The organism is Neobacillus nitrireducens (assembly GCF_030915405.1).
In the GTDB taxonomy this organism is placed as follows: domain Bacteria; phylum Bacillota; class Bacilli; order Bacillales; family Cytobacillaceae; genus Neobacillus.
The window spans coordinates 1,840,955-1,862,502 of record NZ_CP133262.1 but is presented as its reverse complement, the minus strand read 5'-3'; the positions used below and the strand labels follow the sequence as shown (position 1 = coordinate 1,862,502).

16 protein-coding genes and 2 pseudogenes are annotated in these 21,548 nt (G+C 37.4%); 15 read left to right on the top strand and 3 right to left on the bottom strand.

The window, feature by feature from the left end:
* Positions 1–4: 4 nt before the first annotated feature.
* From pabA to RCG22_RS08925, 4 genes are all read left to right on the top strand, one after another.
* Positions 5–598: an aminodeoxychorismate/anthranilate synthase component II gene (gene pabA / locus RCG22_RS08940; RefSeq protein WP_308106562.1), complete on the top strand. Its 594-nt coding sequence runs from the start codon at positions 5–7 to the stop codon at positions 596–598.
* Positions 599–600: 2 nt separating this feature from the next.
* Positions 601–1,473 (top strand): aminodeoxychorismate lyase, encoded by an 873-nt coding sequence (gene pabC, locus RCG22_RS08935; protein WP_308106561.1) that lies wholly within the window; start codon positions 601–603, stop codon positions 1,471–1,473.
* Positions 1,470–2,240: a nucleotidyltransferase domain-containing protein gene (locus RCG22_RS08930; RefSeq protein ID WP_308106560.1), complete on the top strand. Its 771-nt coding sequence runs from the start codon at positions 1,470–1,472 to the stop codon at positions 2,238–2,240. The genes pabC and RCG22_RS08930 overlap by 4 nt, the downstream gene beginning before the upstream one ends.
* A 142-nt stretch (positions 2,241–2,382) precedes the next feature.
* Complete coding sequence (locus tag RCG22_RS08925) at positions 2,383–3,117, top strand: urease accessory protein UreH domain-containing protein (protein WP_308106559.1); 735 nt, start codon at positions 2,383–2,385, stop codon at positions 3,115–3,117.
* 1,345 nt (positions 3,118–4,462) lie between these two features.
* On the opposite strand, the gene RCG22_RS08920 is transcribed toward RCG22_RS08925, so the two are convergent.
* A complete protein-coding gene (locus RCG22_RS08920) occupies positions 4,463–4,708 on the bottom strand; it encodes a hypothetical protein (RefSeq protein ID WP_308106558.1) in 246 nt (81 codons plus the stop codon).
* A gap of 274 nt (positions 4,709–4,982) precedes the next feature.
* On the opposite strand from RCG22_RS08920, the gene RCG22_RS08915 reads away from it, so the two are divergent.
* A complete protein-coding gene (locus RCG22_RS08915; protein WP_308106557.1) occupies positions 4,983–6,632 on the top strand; it encodes a copper resistance CopC/CopD family protein in 1,650 nt (549 codons plus the stop codon).
* Between the two features lie 28 nt (positions 6,633–6,660).
* A complete protein-coding gene (locus tag RCG22_RS08910; RefSeq protein WP_308107114.1) occupies positions 6,661–7,317 on the top strand; it encodes a YcnI family copper-binding membrane protein in 657 nt (218 codons plus the stop codon).
* A gap of 47 nt (positions 7,318–7,364) precedes the next feature.
* On the opposite strand, the pseudogene RCG22_RS08905 reads toward RCG22_RS08910, so the two are convergent.
* Positions 7,365–8,053: pseudogene (locus tag RCG22_RS08905) on the bottom strand (YczE/YyaS/YitT family protein).
* 112 nt (positions 8,054–8,165) lie between these two features.
* Here RCG22_RS08905 and RCG22_RS08900 point away from each other — a divergent pair.
* From RCG22_RS08900 to RCG22_RS08860, 9 genes and pseudogenes are all read left to right on the top strand, one after another.
* A complete protein-coding gene (locus RCG22_RS08900) occupies positions 8,166–8,615 on the top strand; it encodes an SRPBCC family protein (protein ID WP_066252319.1) in 450 nt (149 codons plus the stop codon).
* A gap of 90 nt (positions 8,616–8,705) precedes the next feature.
* Positions 8,706–9,818 (top strand): cadherin-like beta sandwich domain-containing protein, encoded by a 1,113-nt coding sequence (locus RCG22_RS08895; protein WP_308106556.1) that lies wholly within the window; start codon positions 8,706–8,708, stop codon positions 9,816–9,818.
* A 167-nt stretch (positions 9,819–9,985) separates the two neighbouring features.
* Complete coding sequence (gene ppc, locus RCG22_RS08890) at positions 9,986–12,745, top strand: phosphoenolpyruvate carboxylase (RefSeq protein WP_308106555.1); 2,760 nt, start codon at positions 9,986–9,988, stop codon at positions 12,743–12,745.
* A gap of 301 nt (positions 12,746–13,046) precedes the next feature.
* Positions 13,047–15,649: pseudogene (adhE, locus tag RCG22_RS08885) on the top strand (bifunctional acetaldehyde-CoA/alcohol dehydrogenase).
* 109 nt (positions 15,650–15,758) lie between these two features.
* Complete coding sequence (locus RCG22_RS08880; RefSeq protein ID WP_308107113.1) at positions 15,759–17,381, top strand: long-chain-fatty-acid--CoA ligase; 1,623 nt, start codon at positions 15,759–15,761, stop codon at positions 17,379–17,381.
* A 15-nt stretch (positions 17,382–17,396) separates the two neighbouring features.
* Positions 17,397–18,200 carry an alpha/beta fold hydrolase gene (locus tag RCG22_RS08875; RefSeq protein WP_098263182.1) on the top strand — a complete coding sequence of 268 codons (804 nt, stop codon included), beginning with the start codon at positions 17,397–17,399 and terminating at the stop codon, positions 18,198–18,200.
* 20 nt (positions 18,201–18,220) lie between these two features.
* Entirely contained in the window at positions 18,221–18,976 is a 756-nt protein-coding gene (locus RCG22_RS08870; protein WP_308106554.1) for a hypothetical protein, read from the top strand.
* Positions 18,977–18,996: 20 nt separating this feature from the next.
* Positions 18,997–19,575, top strand: a complete 579-nt coding sequence (locus RCG22_RS08865) for an MreC domain-containing protein (RefSeq protein ID WP_308106553.1) — start codon at positions 18,997–18,999, stop codon at positions 19,573–19,575.
* A 5-nt stretch (positions 19,576–19,580) separates the two neighbouring features.
* Positions 19,581–20,645: an alpha/beta fold hydrolase gene (locus RCG22_RS08860; RefSeq protein WP_308106552.1), complete on the top strand. Its 1,065-nt coding sequence runs from the start codon at positions 19,581–19,583 to the stop codon at positions 20,643–20,645.
* 77 nt (positions 20,646–20,722) lie between these two features.
* Here RCG22_RS08860 and RCG22_RS08855 read toward each other — a convergent pair whose 3' ends face one another.
* Positions 20,723–21,502 (bottom strand): alpha/beta fold hydrolase, encoded by a 780-nt coding sequence (locus RCG22_RS08855; protein ID WP_308106551.1) that lies wholly within the window; start codon positions 21,500–21,502, stop codon positions 20,723–20,725.
* Positions 21,503–21,548 lie beyond the last annotated feature (46 nt).

The following is a 21,548-nucleotide window of genomic DNA, read 5'->3' as shown; positions in this document are numbered from 1 at the left end:
AGCGATGATTTTTATGATAGATAATTATGATTCCTTTACCTTTAACCTAGTTCAATATTTAGGGGAACTAGGAGAAGATTTGGTGGTGAAACGGAATAATCAAACATCAATTGAGGAAATTTCGAAACTGCGGCCTGATTTCTTAATGGTGTCTCCAGGCCCTTGCAGTCCAAATGAAGCGGGAATCAGCCTTGAGGCAATTAAAGCATTCAAAGGAAAAATACCTATATTTGGCGTTTGCCTTGGTCATCAGGCGATTGCCCAAGCTTTCCAAGGTGAGGTAGTCCAAGCAGAACGGCTTATGCATGGTAAAACATCTGATATGTATCATGATGGAAAGACGATCTTTCAAGGTTTACCGAATCCTTTTCCGGCAACACGATATCACTCATTGATTGTCAAAACTGAGACTCTGCCAGATTGCTTTGAGATTTCTGCCTGGACAAAAGAAGGGGAGATTATGGCGATCCGTCATAAGGAATTACCTATTGAAGGAGTTCAATTTCATCCGGAATCGATTATGACTACTTCAGGGAAAGTGCTTTTGCAGAACTTTGTCCATCACTATAAACCGGCACCCATTCATCAGGGGTATTAAAAATGCATATCTACTTTAACGGTCAATTGGTAAAAAAAGAAGAGGTAAAAATCTCACCTTTTGATCATGGTTTTTTATATGGGATGGGATTATTTGAGACGTTTAGAGTATATGAAGGGCATCCCTTTTTATTAGATGATCATCTAGAGCGTCTAAATAAGGGGTTAGAGGTGCTGAACATTAACTTCCGGTTTGATAGAGAAGAAGTGTATTCAAACTTGCAGGAGTTACTAGAAATAAACAATTTAACCAATGCCTATATCCGCTTAAATGTTTCTGCAGGAATTGGTGACGTTGGTTTGCAGGTGGAACCTTACATGAAACCGAACATCCTTATTTTTCCTAAGCCGTTACCACCTGCTGGGGACTTAGTGGAAAAAAGGGCTGTTTTATTGAAGCTAAGACGAAACAGCCCAGAAGGTAAGGAACGAATAAAGTCCCATCATTTTATGAATAATATCCTGGCAAAAAGAGAAATCGGAAATGCCGCTGACGTGGAAGGAGTTTTCTTAACCAAAGATGGATATCTGGCTGAAGGGATTGTCTCAAATATCTTTTGGTTAAAAGGAAATGTCATATTTACCCCGGCAGTAGAGACCGGTATATTAAATGGAATTACGCGTCAGTTTGTCATTGAATTAGGGAAGAAACATAATTTAAGTGTGGCAGAGGGGTTTTATACCGTTGAGAACGCCTTTCAGGCAGATGAACTGTTTGTCACCAATTCCATTCAAGAAATCGTACCAATTACTTCTTTTGAAGGGCATAAATTGCCTGGCAAAAAGGGACCTATTGTTCAACAGCTCCATCATGACTATCGCTATTATTGTAAAAGTCTTTGGTCAAGGCATTGTTTAGGGAGTGAATACCTATGAAAGAAAAAATCCTCACAGAAATTAAAAAAATCGAAGAACAGTTTGATGTGAAAATTTGTCTCGCAGTCGAGTCTGGGAGCAGAGCATGGGGCTTTCCATCCAAGGATAGTGATTACGATGTTCGGTTTATTTATGTCCACAAAAAGGACTGGTATTTAAGCATTGATCAAAAGCGTGATGTCATTGAACTTCCGATAAATAACCTTCTTGACATTAATGGCTGGGAATTACGAAAAGCACTCAAGTTATTCCGCAAATCCAATCCGCCGCTAATGGAATGGCTCCATTCAGGCATTGTTTATTATCAAGCTTTTTCATTAACAGATAAATTGAAAGCCATCCAAAATCAAGTGTTTTTACCGCAATCAGCACTCTATCATTATTTAAATATGGCAAAAGGTAATTTTCGTGATTATCTCCGTGGTGATTCTGTGAAGATTAAAAAGTACTTCTATGTCCTTCGACCAGTTTTAGCATGTATTTGGATTGAAAGGTATAATTCGGTTCCGCCGATTGAATTTCAAACATTGGTAGAAGAACTTCTAGAACAGGGTCAGCTAAAGGAGGAAATCCATACTTTGCTTGAGAGGAAAATCAGCGGGGAGGAGTTAGATCTCGAGCCAAAGGTGACGGTAATTAATGATTTTTTAGAAAAAGAAATCAACCGGCTCGAGGAATACACCAAAACGCTTAAAGTGTCCAAAGAGGATATGACACCACTTTTGGATGATTTATTCCGAGAAGTTCTTGAAGAGGTTTGGGCCTAAATAAAAATGGTATAAATAAATCTAGATCCTTTTGTGAGAATTGATTCAACAGAATATTGATGATTTTTAGGTTGTTCTTCATAATTTCTGCATCACTTTATGTTAAGCTTTTGTCTATCAATTAATGATTTAAGGTGATTAAATGTACGGTATTTTAAGTCAATTTAGCTCAGTTGTAAGTAAACCATTTACCAATATAGCCTATAGCTTAGAATCATGGCCAATAGTCTTTGCGTTTATTCTAGGCCTAATAGGAGCTCTTGCACCATGTCAGCTCACAGGTAATATAAGTGCTGTAACACTTTATGGTAACCGTTCTATTCAAAAGAAAATTGCTTGGAAAGATGTTTTCTTTTTCACTTTAGGGAAGGTAGTAGCATTTTCTTTGTTAGGTGTTTTGGTATGGCTGCTCGGAAGGGGATTTGAACAAAATCTTACTTTATATTTTCCATGGCTACGGAAGATTATGGGACCTTTATTAGTTATTGTTGGGTTGTTTATGTTGGGTTTTATCAAATTAAAAGGAACAATAAATTTATTAAAAGGATCAAAAGAATACAAGAGTGATAATCCTCTGGGTTCTTTTATGTTAGGATTTAGTTTTTCACTAGCATTCTGTCCTACTATGTTTATACTTTTCTTTGTCACCTTAATGCCAGTCGTATTGTCTAGTGCCTATGGGTTTATATTGCCACCTATATTTGCCATTGGAACGGCTATTCCACTATTGATTTTTATTTTTATCATTTGGTACCTCGGCGCTAGTGGAGTGATAATGAAAATAGGGAGAAAGTTTGGGATAGTGGTTCAAAGGATTGCTGGGGTGCTGATGTTACTATTAGGAATTTTTGATACATTAACTTATTGGACTTTATAACAATGATAAAAAAAACAACGAATGAAGTTAACTGGTTCCGTTAACTACTGCAAACATTAAAAATGTAATACAAAATGACCTTCAAATTGTATGGTAATTTGGAGGTCTATTTTTGTTGATAAAAAGGGATTTCGATAATTATTTCGGGAGAATTTGTATATTAAAATGTGGGGGTACAATAGCCAGTGTACCTCAGAAAAATACACTTCATTTTTACTTACAAATTTATTTACAGAGGATATTGGTTAGGCTCTGCTATAACTGAATGTTGATTTCATTGTGTTTGAAAAATAAACGGAGAAAATCCTGCTAAATTGGGAAATACCCATATTCCCTTAAAAATAAGGGGAGTTTTTCCGCTTATATGATCCAAATCTTTAGATTTTGTCTTATTTAGAGGAGTTAACCGGAATATCTCCGCTTATATCTGCTTCTTTAGCCTCCTCCATAAACATTAGGCGGAAATTTTCCGCCTATGAATTCTCATACCTACGAAAAATCGATACGAGAAGGAGGAAATGGTTTGCCAACTTCTTCGTAATACACAATCCGATGAATTAGCCATTAAAAGTAAAATGGCAAGGATAGAAACCCTTGCTATTTCAATGTTTTTTAATCCCTCTAGCCTTACAAATTGCCCTACATTTTATAGTGCAAAAAGGATTACATTTTGGTTTGCATTTCACTGTGCAAATTGACGTTTTGCGATAGGAAACGGAACCCGTTAGAATGACGTTGTTTTTTTTGTTTACAAGTAACTATAAATTAGGCTTTTTTGAAAACCCTCCGTTTTAAAAATTGTAATAGATTCTTGTTACTTTCTGCAAACTTATTTAATACACTCAAAGCAGATAAAAGATAGGCTGTAGGAATTTACCAAGGACTACTGAGGAGGCTCTTTATGTGTCAGAAACCGATGAAATTTACTCTGCACCAAATGGAGAGGGAAAGAAAGGCAACATTAAAAGCAAAGAATCAACCACAAGACTTTTTAAAGAAGTTATTTAATAAAATAGGGATTGGCATGAAATCCTAGACTATTGCAGTTAATCAAAAGGATGAAAAACCAATAGCGGTCTCCACTTTTGCCACATCTTTATATGAAACGAAAGACGAAAGAAAGAATTGGGATCCAATTATTACAACTGGAAAATTAAAATAAACGTAAAAAAAAGGTGATTATCAATTGAATAATCACTGATTTTTTTTATACTCATATATTTTCCAAAGCCTGTGTAGAATTATTAATTCTATACGGGTTTTTTTGAGGGATTAGATACTATGCAAAAAAGGCCTGGTAATAATACCAAACCTCGAAGATAGTATAGATGAATTAATAAAGGATTTAAAAACTATTCATCATATTTTCCTTTCCCTTTGTATCACCCATCATCCCTTCTCCTTCATGACAAGCTTTGTACATGTCTTTTAATTCAGCCTTCGAAGAATCTGGATGCATTTTTTGCATAAACGGCAACATCTTTTCAAAATTTACACGATCACTAGAATGGCTATTTCCGGCTGCAAATACAGCCGTCCCAGCTCCAAGAATAAGTGCAGCACTAAGAGTTCCAACAACAAATTTTTTCATTATTCTCCAACTCCCTTCTTTTCTTAGTTAATCATAAATCAAAAATTTGCAGAAACTTGGGAGATTCTATGTTAATCTTATGAAGATTTATTATATAAGAGTGATTACTCCTTCTTATAATGATGAAAGTTCAACAATTATTCACAGGTTGTTCTTATAAAGATATTGTTAATATTCTTATTTATCATTATCATAGTATCGATAGTGAAAATTTTATTACATTTAATGTATTTATGAACCACTATAACGATTCGAAAGTAAAGGGAGTGATGGATTGCATATTAAAGAAAAAGCCAGTTCATTGCTTGTTATCCTATCGCTGTTTTTATTTTTATTTCCGTCTATTTCATCAGCACACGCTTATATTAAAAAATCTACACCATTAGAAAATGAGACGGTAGAAAAAGTGCCAACCAAAGTAACGATTAAATTTGATGAATCAATCCAGCCTTCCTTTAACTCCATAAAGGTTTTTGATTCAGAAGGTAATCGAGTCGATAAAAAAAATGGGCGGATTGATCCGAAGCAACCTTTTATCTTAAAGAGTGATTTAAAAAAGAATCTCCCCAATGGCTCTTATCGAATAAAGTGGAAGGTGGTTTCAAGCGACGGTCATCCCGTTGAAGGAGTTATTCCTTTTCAAATTGGTGAAAAAGGACAAGACTCTACTGCGATAGGAAATGAAACGAAAGGCTACACACCGAAAGCAGATTTAATTATTATTCGTTGGTTGCAATATTTAAGCAATGCGTGCTACGTCGGGCTCATTTTTTTTTATATGGTTATTTTGCCTAAGGAACTAAGGGAAACAGGTTTAGTTGATAAGCGGTTCCGTAAACTGATTAGCGCAGGTTTGATACTTTTATTCATTATTATACTGCTTGGCCTGCCATTACAGGCGACGATTGAAATTGGTCTTCCTTGGAGTGAAGTGTTTACCTTCTCAACCTTCGAAAATATGCTAATGAACACAAATTATGGTCAATCGTGGCTTATACAGATAGCCCTTCTTTTAACTCTTACCCTACTCACCTCTTTTATTGGTTTGGCCGACAGCACAAAACGAATCATATTGTGGGCCTGCTTTTGTTTAGGGGCAGCTATGGTTTTGACAAAAGCAGTGACAAGTCATGCATCTGGGCAAACCAATCAGGTATTAGCGACAGCAATGGATTTTCTCCATTTACTTGCCGCATCGATTTGGATAGGAAGTTTAATTGGTTTTGTCGGATTGCTATCATTCAGTAAGAAGCCAGAATTAAAGCAGGAGTATCTAAAAATGGTCAAAAGTTTCTCCAAATGGGGAATCTTGCTCGTTCTTATTCTAACGTTAACAGGATTGTATGGCAGCTTTTTATATATTCCAAACTTTTCGGCACTTTTCCAAACGAACTATGGGCAGGTGTTATTGTGCAAAGTAAGCCTATTTTTGCTAATGTTGATACTGGCAGCCTTGAATTTTATTAAAGGAAAAAGCGGAAGAGCTGGAGGCCTATGGGCAACACTAAAGGGAGAACTTTTACTTGGATTGATCATCCTAGTCCTTTCAGTTGTTTTAACCAATTTGCCAACGGCAATGCAGTCACCGGGACCTTTCAATGAAACCAAAAAAGTAAATCAAGATATGCAAGTTTCATTGAAAGCAACGCCTAATATTATCGGAATGAATTTATTCTTGGTTACCTTAAAAGACCGAGAAGGGAAGCCAATCAAGGAGATTGAACAAATTCACTTAACCTTTACCATGCTTGAAATGGACATGGGAAAAGAAACCGTTAATTTAACAAAAATTGCTGAAGGCAAATATGAAGTAAAAGGTTTGCATTTTAGCATGGCAGGTCGATGGAATGTACATGTCCATGTGCTAACAAAGTCGCTAGAAAGTATCGATACGGATTTTAAAGTTTTAGTGGGAAGTCAATAAAAAATTGAGGGGAATTCAATTGAACAAAATGATGATTAAGATTTCAAAATTATTTATTCCAGCAGTAGTAAGTTTATTTTTCTTTTCAAGTTTGGCAAGTGCTCATGTTACCGTCATACCAAAAACTTCTACAACAGGTGCTTGGGAAACCTATACTCTAAAAGTGCCAGTTGAAAAAGAAGCGGCTACAACGAAAGTGACCATCAAGGCTCCTCAAGGAGTAGAGATTATGTCCTATCAGCCTGTTCCCGGATGGACTTATTCTTCTGAAAAGGATGCTAGTGGAAAAGTTAAAACCTTCACATTTGAGGCGACAGGGGAAGGAATTCAAGCTGGTCAATTTCAACAATTTGTGTTTGTCGGGAAAAACCCTGAAAAGGCCGCAAAAGCTGCGTGGGATGCGTTTCAATATTACAAGGATGGCAGTGTTGTCGAGTGGACAGGTGACGAAGGATCAGATGCACCTCATTCGATTACAGATATTGTAACGGCAACAACCATGGATCACCATGCCACTCAAAATACAGAAGATAGTGATAAGACTCAGAAGCAAGAAACTGAAAAAGCAAAAACAGAAGTAACTAAGAAGACAACAGAAACTTCCAATTCTTTATCGCTAATTTTATCAGGAATAGCTGCGTTACTTTCTTTAGCATCAATTATTATTGCAATTCGCAAAAAATAACAGACTAAAGTTTATTACAGAAGATGCCACCGGCATCTTCTGTTTATTTAGATAACCATACTTTCTTGAGTTTTGCTTTTTTTCCTTTTGACTGTTTCCACTAATATTTTAAATAGCTTAAGAGAATGCTGGAAAATTGGACTTTGAATGAATGTATATAGAAAAGTTGCAATAAATACAGGACCACCTAATATTAAACCGATTATTAATACCATGCTTTCGACAATGATACGTGCTTGGCTTACTGACAGCTTTGTTTTATCAGAAATGGATAGCATAAAACCATCACGTGGTCCAGCACCAATTCCTGCTGCTACATACATTCCGCCACCGATCCCTGTAATGATAATCCCACTGAAGAGAATGAGGTAGTCCACCCAAGTACCCGTTGCTTTTGGAAGAATATCTAACCAGAGGAAAAAGTCCATGATTGGTCCAATACAAAGGGCGTTTAGGACGGTACCGATGCTTATATAACTCCGGGCAGCAAAAAAGAGATAAGAATCAGGATTAACCCGCAAATCACTCCCCAAGTACCAATAGTTAAACCAAAATGTTCATATAGAGCTACATTTAGTACTTCCCATGGGTGTAACCCTACATATTTTACTTTTACGGCAATTGCATTTCCTAATCCGAAAAAGGTTAAACCCCCAAAAAATAAGAAATATTGAAAGATTTTCAACCTTAGGTACCCCCCCTTCTTATGTATTTTCTGAATATTATAATCTATCATAAGATTCTAAGGTATTGCTCGGTAATAATCAATGGTTAATCTACATATATTTTTTGAAAGGACCTTCTGCCACTCGAAGGTCTTTTATATTGAATACGAAAGAGGGATACAAATGTTAAGCGATTTACAACATCTAGAATTAGATATCCCGATTGAAGTAATTTGGGACTTTATCCGAGACGAAAACAATTGGGCACCACTTGTACCTGGTTATATTCAACATGAAAAAATAAATGACAGTCAAATCTGTTGGGAATTTAAAAGTGACCTCGGCGTTATGAAAAAGAAGGTAAGTTTATTAATTGATATTAAAGAATGGAATGAACCTGCCCGAGTAAGTTTTGAATTAAAACGGTCCAATGAAAAGTATTTGGGTGAAGGTTACTTTGAAGCAAAAGCTTTAAATAAAAATAAAACACGTGTGACAGGCTTTCTTGAAATTAATGCAACGGGGCCAATGGGTACATTAGCGAATTCTCTTTTCAAAAAAGCACTCCAAAAATCGGATGAAGAGGTAGCATCAGTTATTTCTTCAAAGTTGGAAGAATTTCATCGCAAGTAAAAAATAAACTTAAGTTAAACTTAAGCTAGGATTGATAAAGTTAGTCCAAATTCCACTATCCTTAGGAGATAGTAGACAGGAGGATTGACTATGAAACAATCGATGCAAAACAAAGCCCTAAATGTGATGCTTGTTATTTCAATGGTTTGGATTGGGGGAGGGGCTTACATATCCACTGCATATGCGGAAACTAATACGGCTCCAAACCAGGAAAACCAACTTGAAAATACACTATCAAAATTAGAAATAGAAGGGATTAAGCTGGACCAGCTGTTTTCTACCAATTTAAAGGAATACTCTGCAACAGTTAAAAATGAGGTTCAAGCAATAAAGCTAGTAGTAGAAAGCAGTAATACCAACTCATCGATAACCATAAATGGACAGCTGGTTTTAAGTGGAGTTGCGGGGGAATATTCGATTCAAACAGGTGAGAATAAATTTCTTATATCTATAAATGATGGAAGTGGCACTACAAATATTTATACACTGACTATTAAGAGAGAGGAAAACACCAATAGTCTCTTGCAAAGTATCAATTTATCAAAGGGACAGTTATCACCAAAATTTTCTTCTGAAGTAACGGAATATAAAGTGGATGTTCCAAAGGACGTTCAAGCAATTACTATTAAACCTACAACTGTTGCAGACACATCAACGATAAAGGTGAATGAAAGAACAGCCACAAAAGATGGAGTTGTAGTAGAAATTTCCGTCGGTAAGTCAGATACTATTATCGTAGTAACGGCAGAAAATGGGGAGAAAAAAACCTATACCTTGCACATGACAAAAGCTGCTGCGGAGGTAACTACGAATCCCATAAATAATCCTAAACCGAGTCCCACTCAGCCAACAACACAACCAAATAATCGCACGAATTCTTCCAACTCAACAACACAACCAGTGAGTTATTCACCCGAGGAAAAAACAAGTAAAGCTATGCTTTCTTCACTGTCAGTTTCTGAAGGATCATGGGATAGCACTTTTACGAATGATGAGTTTACCTACCATGTAAAAGTTTCAAATGATGTGGACGCAGTAACACTAAAACCAATTGCAGAATACAGCAGTTCAGAAATTTTGATTGAAGGCAGCACTAGTCAAACGATTAAGGTAGAAAACGATTCGAAAACAATTATTTCAATTGTTGTATCGAACGGTGATGATCGAAAAACGTACGTGCTTGTGTTTGATAAAGAATCTTAAAATATATATTTTTTATAACTTTATAAAAACCTGCCCTGGCAGGTTTTTTTGAATAGAAAAACTTTATTTTAAAAAAAGAACATTTATTTTTTAACATCAAGTAAAAAATTATGTTATATTAATAAATAAAAATTTAGCGAATTTTTCGATTAAAGGAAGGTGGCCGTATGACTACAGAATTGAAATTAACTGACAGCAGTCTTCCGTTGCGACAGGATGTAAAATTACTTGGCAAAATGCTAGGTGAAATTCTGCTCAATCATGGTGGTTCCGATTTACTTGATAAAGTGGAAAGAATTCGATTAATGTGTAAGACATTAAGAGAACATTTCGACCAAGCTATCTATGATGCCTTGAAGGAAGAAATTACTAGTCTTAGTGCACCGATGAGGAAACAAGTTATTCGGGCGTTCTCTATGTATTTTCATCTGATTAATGCCGCTGAGCAGAATCATCGTATCCGAAGACGGAGACAATACCAACTCGAGGATGAAAATATTGTCCAACCCTCATCAATAGAAAGTGCAATCCTTTCGCTTAAAGAAAATAATATTAAGGAAGATGTCATTCAAGATATCCTTAATACATTGTCACTTGAACTTGTTATTACAGCCCATCCAACTGAGGCAACTAAGCGCTCCATTCTTGAAATTCAGCAGAGAATTGCTGTTATCCTAAAAAGCCTCAATCACCCGTTATTAACAAGCAGAGAGAGAAAAAAACTTGAAGAAAGTTTGTTTAATGAGGTTTCCATTCTTTGGCAAACGGATGAATTAAGGCAATCGAAACCGACTGTTTTAGACGAAGTTCGAAATGGTTTGTATTATTTTGATCAGACACTTTTCGAGGTTCTTCCTGAAATCCATCAAGAAGTCGCAGATTGCTTAGAGAAAAACTTCACTCAAACACAATGGGAAGTTCCGAATTTCTTAAGTTTTGGTTCATGGATCGGTGGCGATCGCGATGGTAATCCCCATGTTACACACGATGTTACTTGGGAGACACTAAACAGGCAGAGAAGACTCGTCTTAAAAAAATATAAAAATGTTCTGGTAGATCTAATGAAACGATACAGTCATTCCACTTCAAGAGTGGAGGTAAGTACAGAGCTACTTCATTTGATTGAACAAGAAGATACTTATTTAACAGAAGAGAAAAAATGGCCAATACAAGGGGAAGTGTACCGCCGCGCATTTGCAATTATTATTGAAAGGGTAAAACAAGTGGGGAAAACTGACTTGGGTTATCATTCTTCCGATGAATTATTAGAAGACCTATTTATTATTAGAAAGAGCTTGAAAAAGCATCATCCAGCTGCACATGAATTAAGGACGATTCAAAAGCTAATCCGACAAGTACAATTGTTTGGTTTTCATTTAGCCACACTCGATATTCGGAATCATAGCGGTGAACATGAGGCAGCTATGACGGAAATCTTGCGCAAAGTTAGTATCTCAGAAAATTATGCGGAGCTAACCGAAGAAGAAAAACTAAAAATACTGCAAAATATTCTAAATGATCCTCGCCCACTACTATTATTAAATGAAGATTATTCGGAGCAAACACAAGAAATGATTAAAGTGTTTCAAATGATCAAGAAGGCACATGAGGAATTCGGCAAACGAGCTATATCCGTTTATCTTGTGAGCATGACAAAATCACCAAGTGATTTGCTTGAAGTACTGGTTTTTGCGAAAGAGGCAGGAATTTATCGCCTTCATGCAAATGGAACCTTAGAAAGCCATCTACATGTGGCGCCATTGCTAGAAACAATTGACGATTTATCCGCCGGACCAAAAATTATGGAAACACTATTTGAGATGCCTGTCTATCGAAATCATTTGCAAATTATGGGCGACCGGCAGGAAATTATGCTCGGTTACTCAGACGGAAGCAAAGATGGGGGGACATTGACAGCTAACTGGAAACTTTATAAGGCTCAAATTGAAATCCATGAAATGGCGAATCGGTACAAAATCGGACTGAAGTTCTTCCATGGCCGTGGTGGTTCGCTAGGACGTGGTGGTGGTCCGTTGAACAAAAGTATCCTCTCCCAACCGCCAGAGACTATTGGCGACGGGGTAAAAATCACTGAGCAAGGAGAAGTTTTATCATCACGGTATTTACTCGAGGATATTGCCTATCGCAGTTTAGAACAGGCAACTTCCACACTCCTTTTAGCAGCCACACATTTATCAAAAGAAGCGGAGCAAAGACAGACACGTGACTCTTTGTGGGTAGAGGCGATAGAAGAAATCTCAAGCCTAGCGTTGACTAAATATCAATCACTTGTGTTTGGAGATCCAGATTTCCTTACCTACTTCTCAGAAGCGACACCACTCAGAGAACTCGGGGATTTAAATATTGGTTCAAGGCCGATGAGCAGAAAAAACCAAGGCCGTTTCGAAGATTTACGGGCAATCCCATGGGTATTTGCCTGGACACAAAGCCGTCAGCTGCTGCCTGCATGGTACGCTGCCGGTACTGGTTTAGCAGGTTATGCAGCAAATGAAAAACAAAATTTGCAACTTCTACAGGAAATGTATGAAAAATGGCCGTTTTTCCAATCAACCATTGATAATCTGCAAATGGCATTAATGAAAGCAGACATAACAACGGCTAGAGAATATTTATTGCTTGTTGAGGATCAGAGAATTGCAGAACGGATATTTACGAATATTCTTGAAGAGTATGAAAGAACAAAAGAAATACTTCTTAGCATTACTGGCGATAAAGAATTGCTAGATCACACACCGAATATTAAGGAATCGGTCTATAGAAGAAATCCATATGTCGATCCGCTTAACTTTTTACAAGTAGAATTAATAAAAGAATTACGAAATCAAGACGAACCTAATGAAGACTTGCTAACGGAAGTATTGCTGACAATTAGTGGGATCTCTGCAGGGCTACGAAATACTGGTTGATAATAAGGATAAAGCCATAAACTCTTCCCAATAAGGAGTTTATGGCTTTTTTTCATTCCAACATGCCTGAAACGGAATTGAATAACTAAGTGATCCGAATAATTATGAACATTTTATGAACTTTTTAAAAATGAATGGCTACTCATTCATTTCTTTGCACACTTCGACAAATTTCGATTTATCTATCGTGATATATTTTAGCCATTAGAGAAAAGGGAGTGAGTTTAAACCCATTTGCTTAGTAAACAAGCCTGATTCTAGTCAAATTTCTAAAGTAGTAATGAATACGGAGGGATATAAAATGGCAGTTGAAGAAAAGGCAGTACAAGAAAAACAAATGATTGCTTCGATGATTGATATATTAGCTAATAATGCTGCAGAGGCGCTCGAAGATTTTCGATGTTTCAACCAGGAAATGATCGACGAAATCGTCAAACAAATGGCTCTTACGGCCCTTCAAAATCATAAGAATTTAGCAAAACTTGCAGTTAAAGAAACAAGAAGAGGAGTTTATGAAGATAAAGTTTTCAAGAATATGTTTGCCACAGAATTCATTTACAACAATATTCGAGATATGAAAACTGTGGGTGTTATTCGTGAAAATCAAAATGAAGGAATGGTAGAGATTGCTGAACCAGTTGGTGTGATCGCAGCGGTCATCCCGATTACAAATCCAACGTCTACTGTTATCTTTAAATCACTGATTTCACTTAAAACGAGGAATCCAATTATTTTTGCATTCCCACAGTTTGGGCAAAAATGCTGCACTGAGACAGCAAAATTACTTAAGGAAGCTGCCATTAAGGCGGGTGCTCCAGAGAATTGTATTCAATGGATCGAAGTCCCCTCCCACGAAGCCTTTCAGGCCTTAATGAAACATCCGAAGGTATCCTTGATCCTAGCAACAGGTGGACCAAATTTGGTCAAGGCAGCTTACAGCTCCGGTAAACCGGCACTTGGAGTTGGCGCTGGAAATGTGCCTTGTTATATTGAAAAAACCGCCAACATTAAAAGGGCAGTCAATGATGTTATCTTGTCCAAAACATTTGATAACGGAATGATCTGTGCTTCCGAACAAGCTCTTATTATCGATCAAGAAATTTATGAAGAAGTTAAGCAAGAAATGATAGCAAATAATTGTTATTTTCTTAATGAAGAAGAAAGATTAATGGTGGAAAAGGTTGCAGTTTTTGAAAAAACCAATTCAATCAATCACTTAATCGTCGGGTTGCCAGCTGCGATGATTGCTAAACTGGCTGGAGTAAACGTCCCGGTTAATACCAAGATTCTCATAGCCGAATTAGAGGGAGTAGGTCCAAAATATCCGCTTTCATGTGAAAAACTAAGTCCTCTTCTTGCTTGTTACAAGGTTAATAGTTTTGCAGAGGGTATGCTAATTGCTGAGGAAACGCTAGAATACGGTGGACTTGGACACTCTGCTGCGATTCATACAGCTGATCAGAATTTAGTAGATATGTTCGCACTTCGTATGAAAGCCGGCAGAATCATGGTTAATACACCATCGACCCATGGGGCGATTGGGGATATCTATAACACATCATTGCCTTCATTAACAATCGGATGTGGTACTTATGGGGGAACTCTGTGTCGCAAAATGTAGGAGCAGAAAATCTGATAAATATTAAAAAGGTTGCCAAAAGAAGAACGTTTACCCAGTGGTTTAAAGTGCCTTCACAGATTTTCTTTGAGAAAAATTCAATTCAAACACTTGCTTCAATCCCAGGTATTTCAAAAGCGTTTATTGTTACAAGTGGAAGCCCTGTGAAAAATGGTTATGTCGACAAGGTTCTTTATTATCTTAATAAGAATCCAAGTAAAATCCAATTTGAAACTTTCTCCGATATTGAACCGGAACCGAGCATTGAAACGGTTATGACAGGTGCTGACAGAATGAGAAAGTTTCAGCCGGATTGTATTATTGCCCTTGGCGGCGGTTCTGTTATGGATGCAGCGAAAGCAATGTGGTTATTCTACGAGCATCCAGAAACAGATTTCCACAGTTTAACACAAAAATTCTTTGACCCAAGTAAAAGAGTGGTAAAATTCCCAGTTCTTCGTGAAAAGGCAAAATTTGTTGCGATTCCGACTACTTCCGGGACAGGTTCAGAGGTTACCGCTTTTTCTGTTATTTCAGATAAAAAGTCAAATATGAAATATCCACTAGCAGATTTCCAATTGACACCTGATGTCGCAATCATCGATCCACAGTTTGTCATGACCGTTCCAAAGCATGTTACTGCTGATACAGGTATGGATGTCCTGACACATGCAATTGAGTCGTACGTCTCAGTTTTAGCAAATGACTATACAGATGGACTTGCATTGAAAGCAATTCAGCTTGTCTTTAAGTATTTGCCAATGGCTTATAGGGATGGCAGTGATGAGCTTGCACGCGAAAAAATGCACAACGCATCGACAATCGCTGGGATGGCCTTCGCCAATTCGTTCCTTGGGATTAATCATAGCCTTGCCCATGTTTTAGGTGCAGAATTTAACATCCCGCACGGACGTGCCAATGCGATTCTTTTGCCGCATGTCATTCGTTATAATGCTGCTAAACCAAATAAATTCATGACCTATCCTAAATATGAAAGTTTTATTGCAGACGAGCGCTATGCTGAAATTGCCAAAATGCTTGGCCTGCCTGCAGGAACAACAGAGGAAGGTGTTGAAAGCCTAATTCAGGCAATTATTAAGCTGGCTAAAGACTTGGAAATTCCAATGAGTATCGAAGCGAATGGAGTCAATAAAACAGAATTTGAAAGCAAAGTAACAGCTCTTGCTGAACTTGCATTCGACGACCAAGACACGATTGCGAATCCGAAACAACCGTTTATTAGCGAACTGGAAGAAATTTACCACCAGGCATTTTTTGGAGAATAGGCTATAAAAAATCAGTCCCGGCTATTATGGGACTGATTCTCAAACTAGTTTTCAATTTTATTTTAAATAAATTAGAGGGAGAAATAAGGAGGGGAAACATGTGGTATATATGAATAAACCTTGGTTGAAGTGTTATGATCCTCGAATTAGTGAACAAGTTTCTGTAGATTACGATTCATTATTTGACCTATTGAAGCAAGCGGCAAATATTCATAATGAAAAACCGGCGCTTACTTTTTTTGACAGGTCTTGGAGCTACAAAGAAACTAGAATGATCACGGAATGGTTTGCAGCTTCCTTATATCGGATAGGTCTTAAAAAAGGTGATCGTCTGGCAATAATGCTTCCTAACTGTCCTCATTATATTTTTAGTTTATTTGCCGGGTTCCGGTTGGGTGGAATCACTGTTCAAGTCAATCCAATGTATGTAGAGCGAGAAATTGAATATGTTCTTAATGATTCAGAAGCAGAGTACATGGTTGTATTTGAAGCCTTTTATCCAAAAGTTATTCAGGTAAAGCCAAAAACCTCTTTGAAAAAGGTTATTGTCGTTGGTTTTGGCGGCAACAGAATACCACTTGAAGCTGGGGATATTTATTTTGAAGACTTCCTTACCCATGACAATGTTATCCCTGAAATTCCGATTAATATACATGAAGATGTAGCTCTTTTACAATACACTGGTGGTACAACAGGGGTTTCTAAAGGTGTAATGCTTACTCACTACAATCTTCTTGCCAATACTATTCAAGTATGTGATTTTACTTATAATGCTGTTGATGAGAAACCGGAAAACTTTAAACTTGTCAGTGTCCTTCCAATGTTTCATGTATATGGACTCTCGTGTAATGCTCTTGCCGCAATCAGGATCGGCTGTAATCAATTAATCCTGCCGCGATTCGATGCAACCGAGCTGCTTGAGCTTATTAAAAGAGAGAAGCCATTCCATATGACAGTTGTCCCAACAATGATTTTTGCTTTAAACAACCACCCACTATTAGAAGAAAGCAATATTGGGGAAATTTTCTATTTGAACAGTGGTGGTGCACCGTTGCCTGTCGAGCAGATAAAGTCATTTGAGAAAAGAGTAGGGGCAAGAGTGGTAGATGGGTACGGACTCTCAGAAACGGCACCATCAGCGATCACAACACCTCCCTTCCTTGCACAGAAATTGGGTAGTGTAGGGATCCCGCTCCCTGGTACCGAGGCGCGAATTGTAAAAGAAACACCGGAAGGATTAGTTGATGTGCCTATTGGAGAGGCGGGAGAGTTACTCCTCCGCGGTCCACAAGTCATGAAAGGTTACTGGCGAAGACCGGGAGATACGGATCAAGTATTGAAAAACGGATGGCTCTATACTGGAGACATTGCCAAAATGGACGAAGACGGATACTTTTATATACTAGACCGTAAGAAGGATATTATTATTGCAAGCGGATACAATGTTTATCCACGTGAGATAGAAGAAGTGCTTTATCAGCATGAAGCTGTTGAGGAAGCAATTGTAATTGGAGTTCCAGACATGTACAGAGGAGAAACCGTAAAGGCATTTGTAAAGCTAAAAGCGGGTGCTCAAGTATCACCACAAAGTCTGATTGAGTTTACCAAAATGAATCTTGCACCATATAAAGTGCCAAAGGAAATTGAATTATTAGATGAGCTTCCTAAATCATCAGTAGGCAAGCTGCTTAGAAGAATGCTCCGCAAAGAAAAGGAAAAAGTGGAGATATAAAAAGGAGTTTTTATCATGCCAATAACAAATGCAAATGGTATCAATCTTTATTATGAAGTCCATGGTGAAGGAGAACCTTTGTTATTAATAATGGGATTAGCCCATAATTTATTATCATGGAAAAAAAGTCTTCCAGCATTGGCCGAACAGTTTAAGGTGATTATTTTTGACAATCGTGGGACGGGAAGAAGCGATAAACCAGAAACCCCTTATACGATAGAACTAATGGCAGAAGAAGCAAAAGCAGTTTTAGATGCAGCAGGTGCTGAGCAGGCACATGTATATGGGATCTCAATGGGGGGAATGATTGCCCAGCGTTTGGCAATAAACTACCCAGAACGCATCAAATCACTGATTCTCGGTTGTACATCACCAGGAGGAATTAATCAAGTTCAACCTGATGCAGAAGTTATTATGACATTACTCTCAGGTGCTTCTATTCCAACCACACCCCTAGAAGCAGCATGGGCATCTGTTCCCATACTCTACAGCACATACTTCATAGAAAACCATCGAGATTCCATTGCAGAACATATTGAAACAATGATAGAGATTCCAACACCTGCCCATGGTTTTATGCAGCAGCTCCAAGCATGTCTTGCCCATGATACGTATGAGGAATTAACCAAAATCAGTATCCCGGTATTAGTCATCCATGGAGATGAAGATAGGCTCATTCCCGTTGAAAATGGGAAAATGTTAGCAGATAGAATTAAAGATTCAGAGCTTTATATTGTCCCCGGCGCAGGGCACCTTTACTTAACAGAAGCGCAGAAAGCTGTCGATGAAAAAGTGATCGATTTCTTAAAAAAATATTAAATTGAAAGGATGCGAGTAAGATGACTGACAAAAACGAAATAGAAAAGGAACCAGTAAAAGAAACAAAATCAAAGAAGAAAAAGCAAGAAGTTGAAGCCTCTCACGAAATTGAAGCAAAACAGGAGCTAGATTCAGAAGCAGTAGAAGAAAAGGTAGAAGGGCCCGTACTTGAAACTAAGATAGTGGAGGAAAAGGTCACCGAAAAAGAGGCTAGAGAAGCACAACTATCAAGCTTAGATACCCTCTGGCACAATGCTTTTAATGAATTAGACGAATGGGCAAAACGAGGTGATTTCCGGGATGAGGTTTTCCTTAAAGAGGCCATGTTTTTTGCAGATAACATTCAAAGAAATCAAGGAAATATAAAGGCGTTATCCGAAAAATTTAATAAGGAATTTGCCGAATGGGAAAGAACAGCTAGAGAAGAATTCTTGATGTCCACTACAAGTTTGCAACATTTCTTCCCGCTAAAATCATATGAAGAAATCAATGCCCAGATTAATCAAATTCAAAAAAGAACTATGTCGATTCTACACAAACCTTTTCTAAAGATAACAAATTATCAAGCTATGGATAAATACCTTGAAATTATTGATCAATATATTGCTATAAGGAAAAAAAGCAGGAATCAATATATCAAAACCGTTAAACAAGCAGGAAATCTTATCTATGAAAATCAAAAGGGTTTTGTTAATCTTTTTGCGAAACAAATCAAAACACTGATGTTCCCATTAAATAAATATATGGAAAAAGCAGAAGAACTTACTAAATCCTAATTACAAAGGAGCGATAATGAATGTCTAAGGATAAAATATATGATCCTTTTCTAGGATTCAGAAAAATAAGTGGTAGGTGGGAAAAACGTTTGAATGGTCTGTTATACATGATGACTGACAACAATGAGTTCGTTCGGTTATTGAAGGTTGGGACGGAAAGTCATGCTCGTTACATGGAATTGTTACGAAAAAACCAAGAACTCATGGCAGGAGTAATAAATATTCCAACGAAAAAAGATGTTGCAAATGTAGCAAAGCTGTCTCTTCAAACGGAAGAAAAAATTGATATTTTAGAAGAGCAAATTTGGAATTTACAGGATAGTTTAGGTTCGTTAAATAATGAAAACTTGGCTATGTTTCAAGAGATAGTGAGCATCGTCCAACAAATGAAGGACGAATTCCCAAAAATGGCCCAAGAGGTAGCAGAGACACAAAGACTGAAAGAAGAAATTCATGAATTACGGCAGGGTCTTGTAGATTTAACGGAAATTAAGCAAGAATTGGCCACATTGAAAAACCTTTTACCAAAAGGAAAGACAAAAGATAAAGAAAAAGAGCTAGTTCTTACTGGTGCTGGCACTAAGGAAGAAAGGAGCTGAAAAGGATGAGCCCTATAGCATCGGTTACTAATTTAGTACCACTTCTTGATATTGAAAAAGAAACTGCAAGGTGGAATACAGTCTATAAAGTCTTGACAGAACCGAAGCCGGATATTGTCTCGTCACAAAGAGAGATTATTTGGAAAAAAAATAAATCAACCTTATATTATCATCCGGCAAAAGAAAAAAAGTATCAGATTCCTATATTTTTAGTCTACTCACTCCTAAATAAACCTTATATTTTAGATATTGGGGAAGGGAGCAGTGTAGTCGGTGGGTTAACCGAACGAGGATACGATGTATATTTTCTAGACTGGGGTTCGCCCGGATACGAGGATAATGATATTACACTAGACGATTATATTCTTGATTATTTAGAAAAGGGCGTCAAACGAGCCTTAAGGCATTCAGGAGCAAAAGAAATCTCGATGATTGGCTATTGTTTAGGAGGGACCATTGCGGCAATCTTTGCCTCACTTACGAAATTGCCAATTAAGAATTTAGTCCTTGCTACAGTTCCAATTGACTTTAGTGTTGGTATTGTTCCAGATAAGTGGTTAAAAGGGCTGCAAAAAGGGATTATTAACTTTGATCGTCTTTCTGAGGTGTATGGAGTAATCCCATCTGAAATTATGTATGGAATGTTCAGAGGACTCTCTCCGGTTTATGTGAGTCCAATGATTAACCTGATTTCCCGTGCGCATGATGCAGAGTATGTTAAAAAGTGGCGGCAGATGGACAAGTGGACAAAAGACGCTGCATCGTTTTCAGGAGCAGCCTTCAAACAATTATTTAATGATTTATATAAAGATAACAAACTTCTCAAAGGCGGGCTTAAAATTGGTGGGAGAACAGTAGATTTAAAAAATATCACTTGCTCTTTCTATGTCTTCTCCACTTCAAGAGATACTTTGATCTTAGAGGAACAAAGTCTTCCTGTTATCGACATGGTATCTAGTAAAGATAAAACATACCAGGTTTTTGAAGGCGGCCATGTCTCATTAGCTTTAACAGGAAAGTTTGCCACATTTGCAGATAATTGGCTGTCTACACGTTCACAAGAAATTTAGGAATTTCACTCATAGATAGAGTTGTGTTTGGATAAATTATTAGCGGGAAGGATCAGTCCTTCCCGCTTTAAAATTCTTTAGGCAGTTTTTTGTTGATCAAGGAATTTTCGCAAGAGATTATTAAACCGATCTTTTGCTTCTAGTTTAGCAAGGTGACCAGTATTCCTCATAATAATAAATTCTGAATGTGGTATTAGCTTATGCATCCACAACTGAATCCATATAGGCAATATTGAGTCGTATTGTCCCCCAACAATTAGGGTGGGTACATTTATGATCGGAAGTAAGGTTAAATTATTAACCTCAAAGCATGCTAGCAGGGAGTCAATAAAAATACCACGTTTAGGTTGGAAAAACTTATCGAACTTTTCAACCGTTTCTTTATCCCAAGAGTAAAGTGCCATCCGTGCAGCAAATTCCGAGTGTTTTCCGGATGCTGATATGCGTTCCAGTTTTTCTTTTCGTGAATCAAATAATAAACCCTTTAGTTTTTTAGGGAAATAGTGGAATGAGCTTATTAATAGGAGTGTACGACAGCAGGTTGGATCCTGACGGTACATTTCCTGTGCAACGGCACCACCCATCGAGAGACCTAGAATGTGTGCGTTTTCAACTTCTAACTCCTCTAATAACCCAATTATGTCCGAAGCAAAATTTTGAATCGAAATTCCATCCGATTTATGGCATGCTCCATGACCGCGTAAATCGGGGATGATTAGCTCAAATTGGTCTGCTAATTCATATTGGTCTTCCCATCCTTCTTTAACTTCACCTAAACCATGGATTAAGACCAATGGTTCCCCCTTGCCTAAACGTAAATAAGGAACTCCCAATTTACTCATTTTTGCTTTTTCCATTTCACACCACCTTCTTATTTTTAATAGTCTATTACCAAATAAAGTA

What these genes read in the sequence shown, in the direction of transcription:
- RCG22_RS08930 (WP_308106560.1), top strand. Translation starts at nt 1,470, where the DNA reads ATGAAAGAAAAAATCCTCACAGAAATTAAAAAAATCGAAGAACAGTTT.
- pabA (WP_308106562.1), top strand. Translation starts at nt 5, where the DNA reads ATGATTTTTATGATAGATAATTATGATTCCTTTACCTTTAACCTAGTT.
- ppc (WP_308106555.1), top strand. Translation starts at nt 9,986, where the DNA reads ATGACTACAGAATTGAAATTAACTGACAGCAGTCTTCCGTTGCGACAG.
- RCG22_RS08860 (WP_308106552.1), top strand. Translation starts at nt 19,581, where the DNA reads ATGAGCCCTATAGCATCGGTTACTAATTTAGTACCACTTCTTGATATT.
- RCG22_RS08925 (WP_308106559.1), top strand. Translation starts at nt 2,383, where the DNA reads ATGTACGGTATTTTAAGTCAATTTAGCTCAGTTGTAAGTAAACCATTT.
- RCG22_RS08855 (WP_308106551.1), bottom strand. Translation starts at nt 21,502, where the DNA reads ATGGAAAAAGCAAAAATGAGTAAATTGGGAGTTCCTTATTTACGTTTA.
- RCG22_RS08870 (WP_308106554.1), top strand. Translation starts at nt 18,221, where the DNA reads ATGACTGACAAAAACGAAATAGAAAAGGAACCAGTAAAAGAAACAAAA.
- RCG22_RS08920 (WP_308106558.1), bottom strand. Translation starts at nt 4,708, where the DNA reads ATGAAAAAATTTGTTGTTGGAACTCTTAGTGCTGCACTTATTCTTGGA.
- RCG22_RS08910 (WP_308107114.1), top strand. Translation starts at nt 6,661, where the DNA reads ATGATGATTAAGATTTCAAAATTATTTATTCCAGCAGTAGTAAGTTTA.
- RCG22_RS08875 (WP_098263182.1), top strand. Translation starts at nt 17,397, where the DNA reads ATGCCAATAACAAATGCAAATGGTATCAATCTTTATTATGAAGTCCAT.
- RCG22_RS08880 (WP_308107113.1), top strand. Translation starts at nt 15,759, where the DNA reads ATGAATAAACCTTGGTTGAAGTGTTATGATCCTCGAATTAGTGAACAA.
- RCG22_RS08900 (WP_066252319.1), top strand. Translation starts at nt 8,166, where the DNA reads ATGTTAAGCGATTTACAACATCTAGAATTAGATATCCCGATTGAAGTA.
- pabC (WP_308106561.1), top strand. Translation starts at nt 601, where the DNA reads ATGCATATCTACTTTAACGGTCAATTGGTAAAAAAAGAAGAGGTAAAA.
- RCG22_RS08865 (WP_308106553.1), top strand. Translation starts at nt 18,997, where the DNA reads ATGTCTAAGGATAAAATATATGATCCTTTTCTAGGATTCAGAAAAATA.
- RCG22_RS08895 (WP_308106556.1), top strand. Translation starts at nt 8,706, where the DNA reads ATGAAACAATCGATGCAAAACAAAGCCCTAAATGTGATGCTTGTTATT.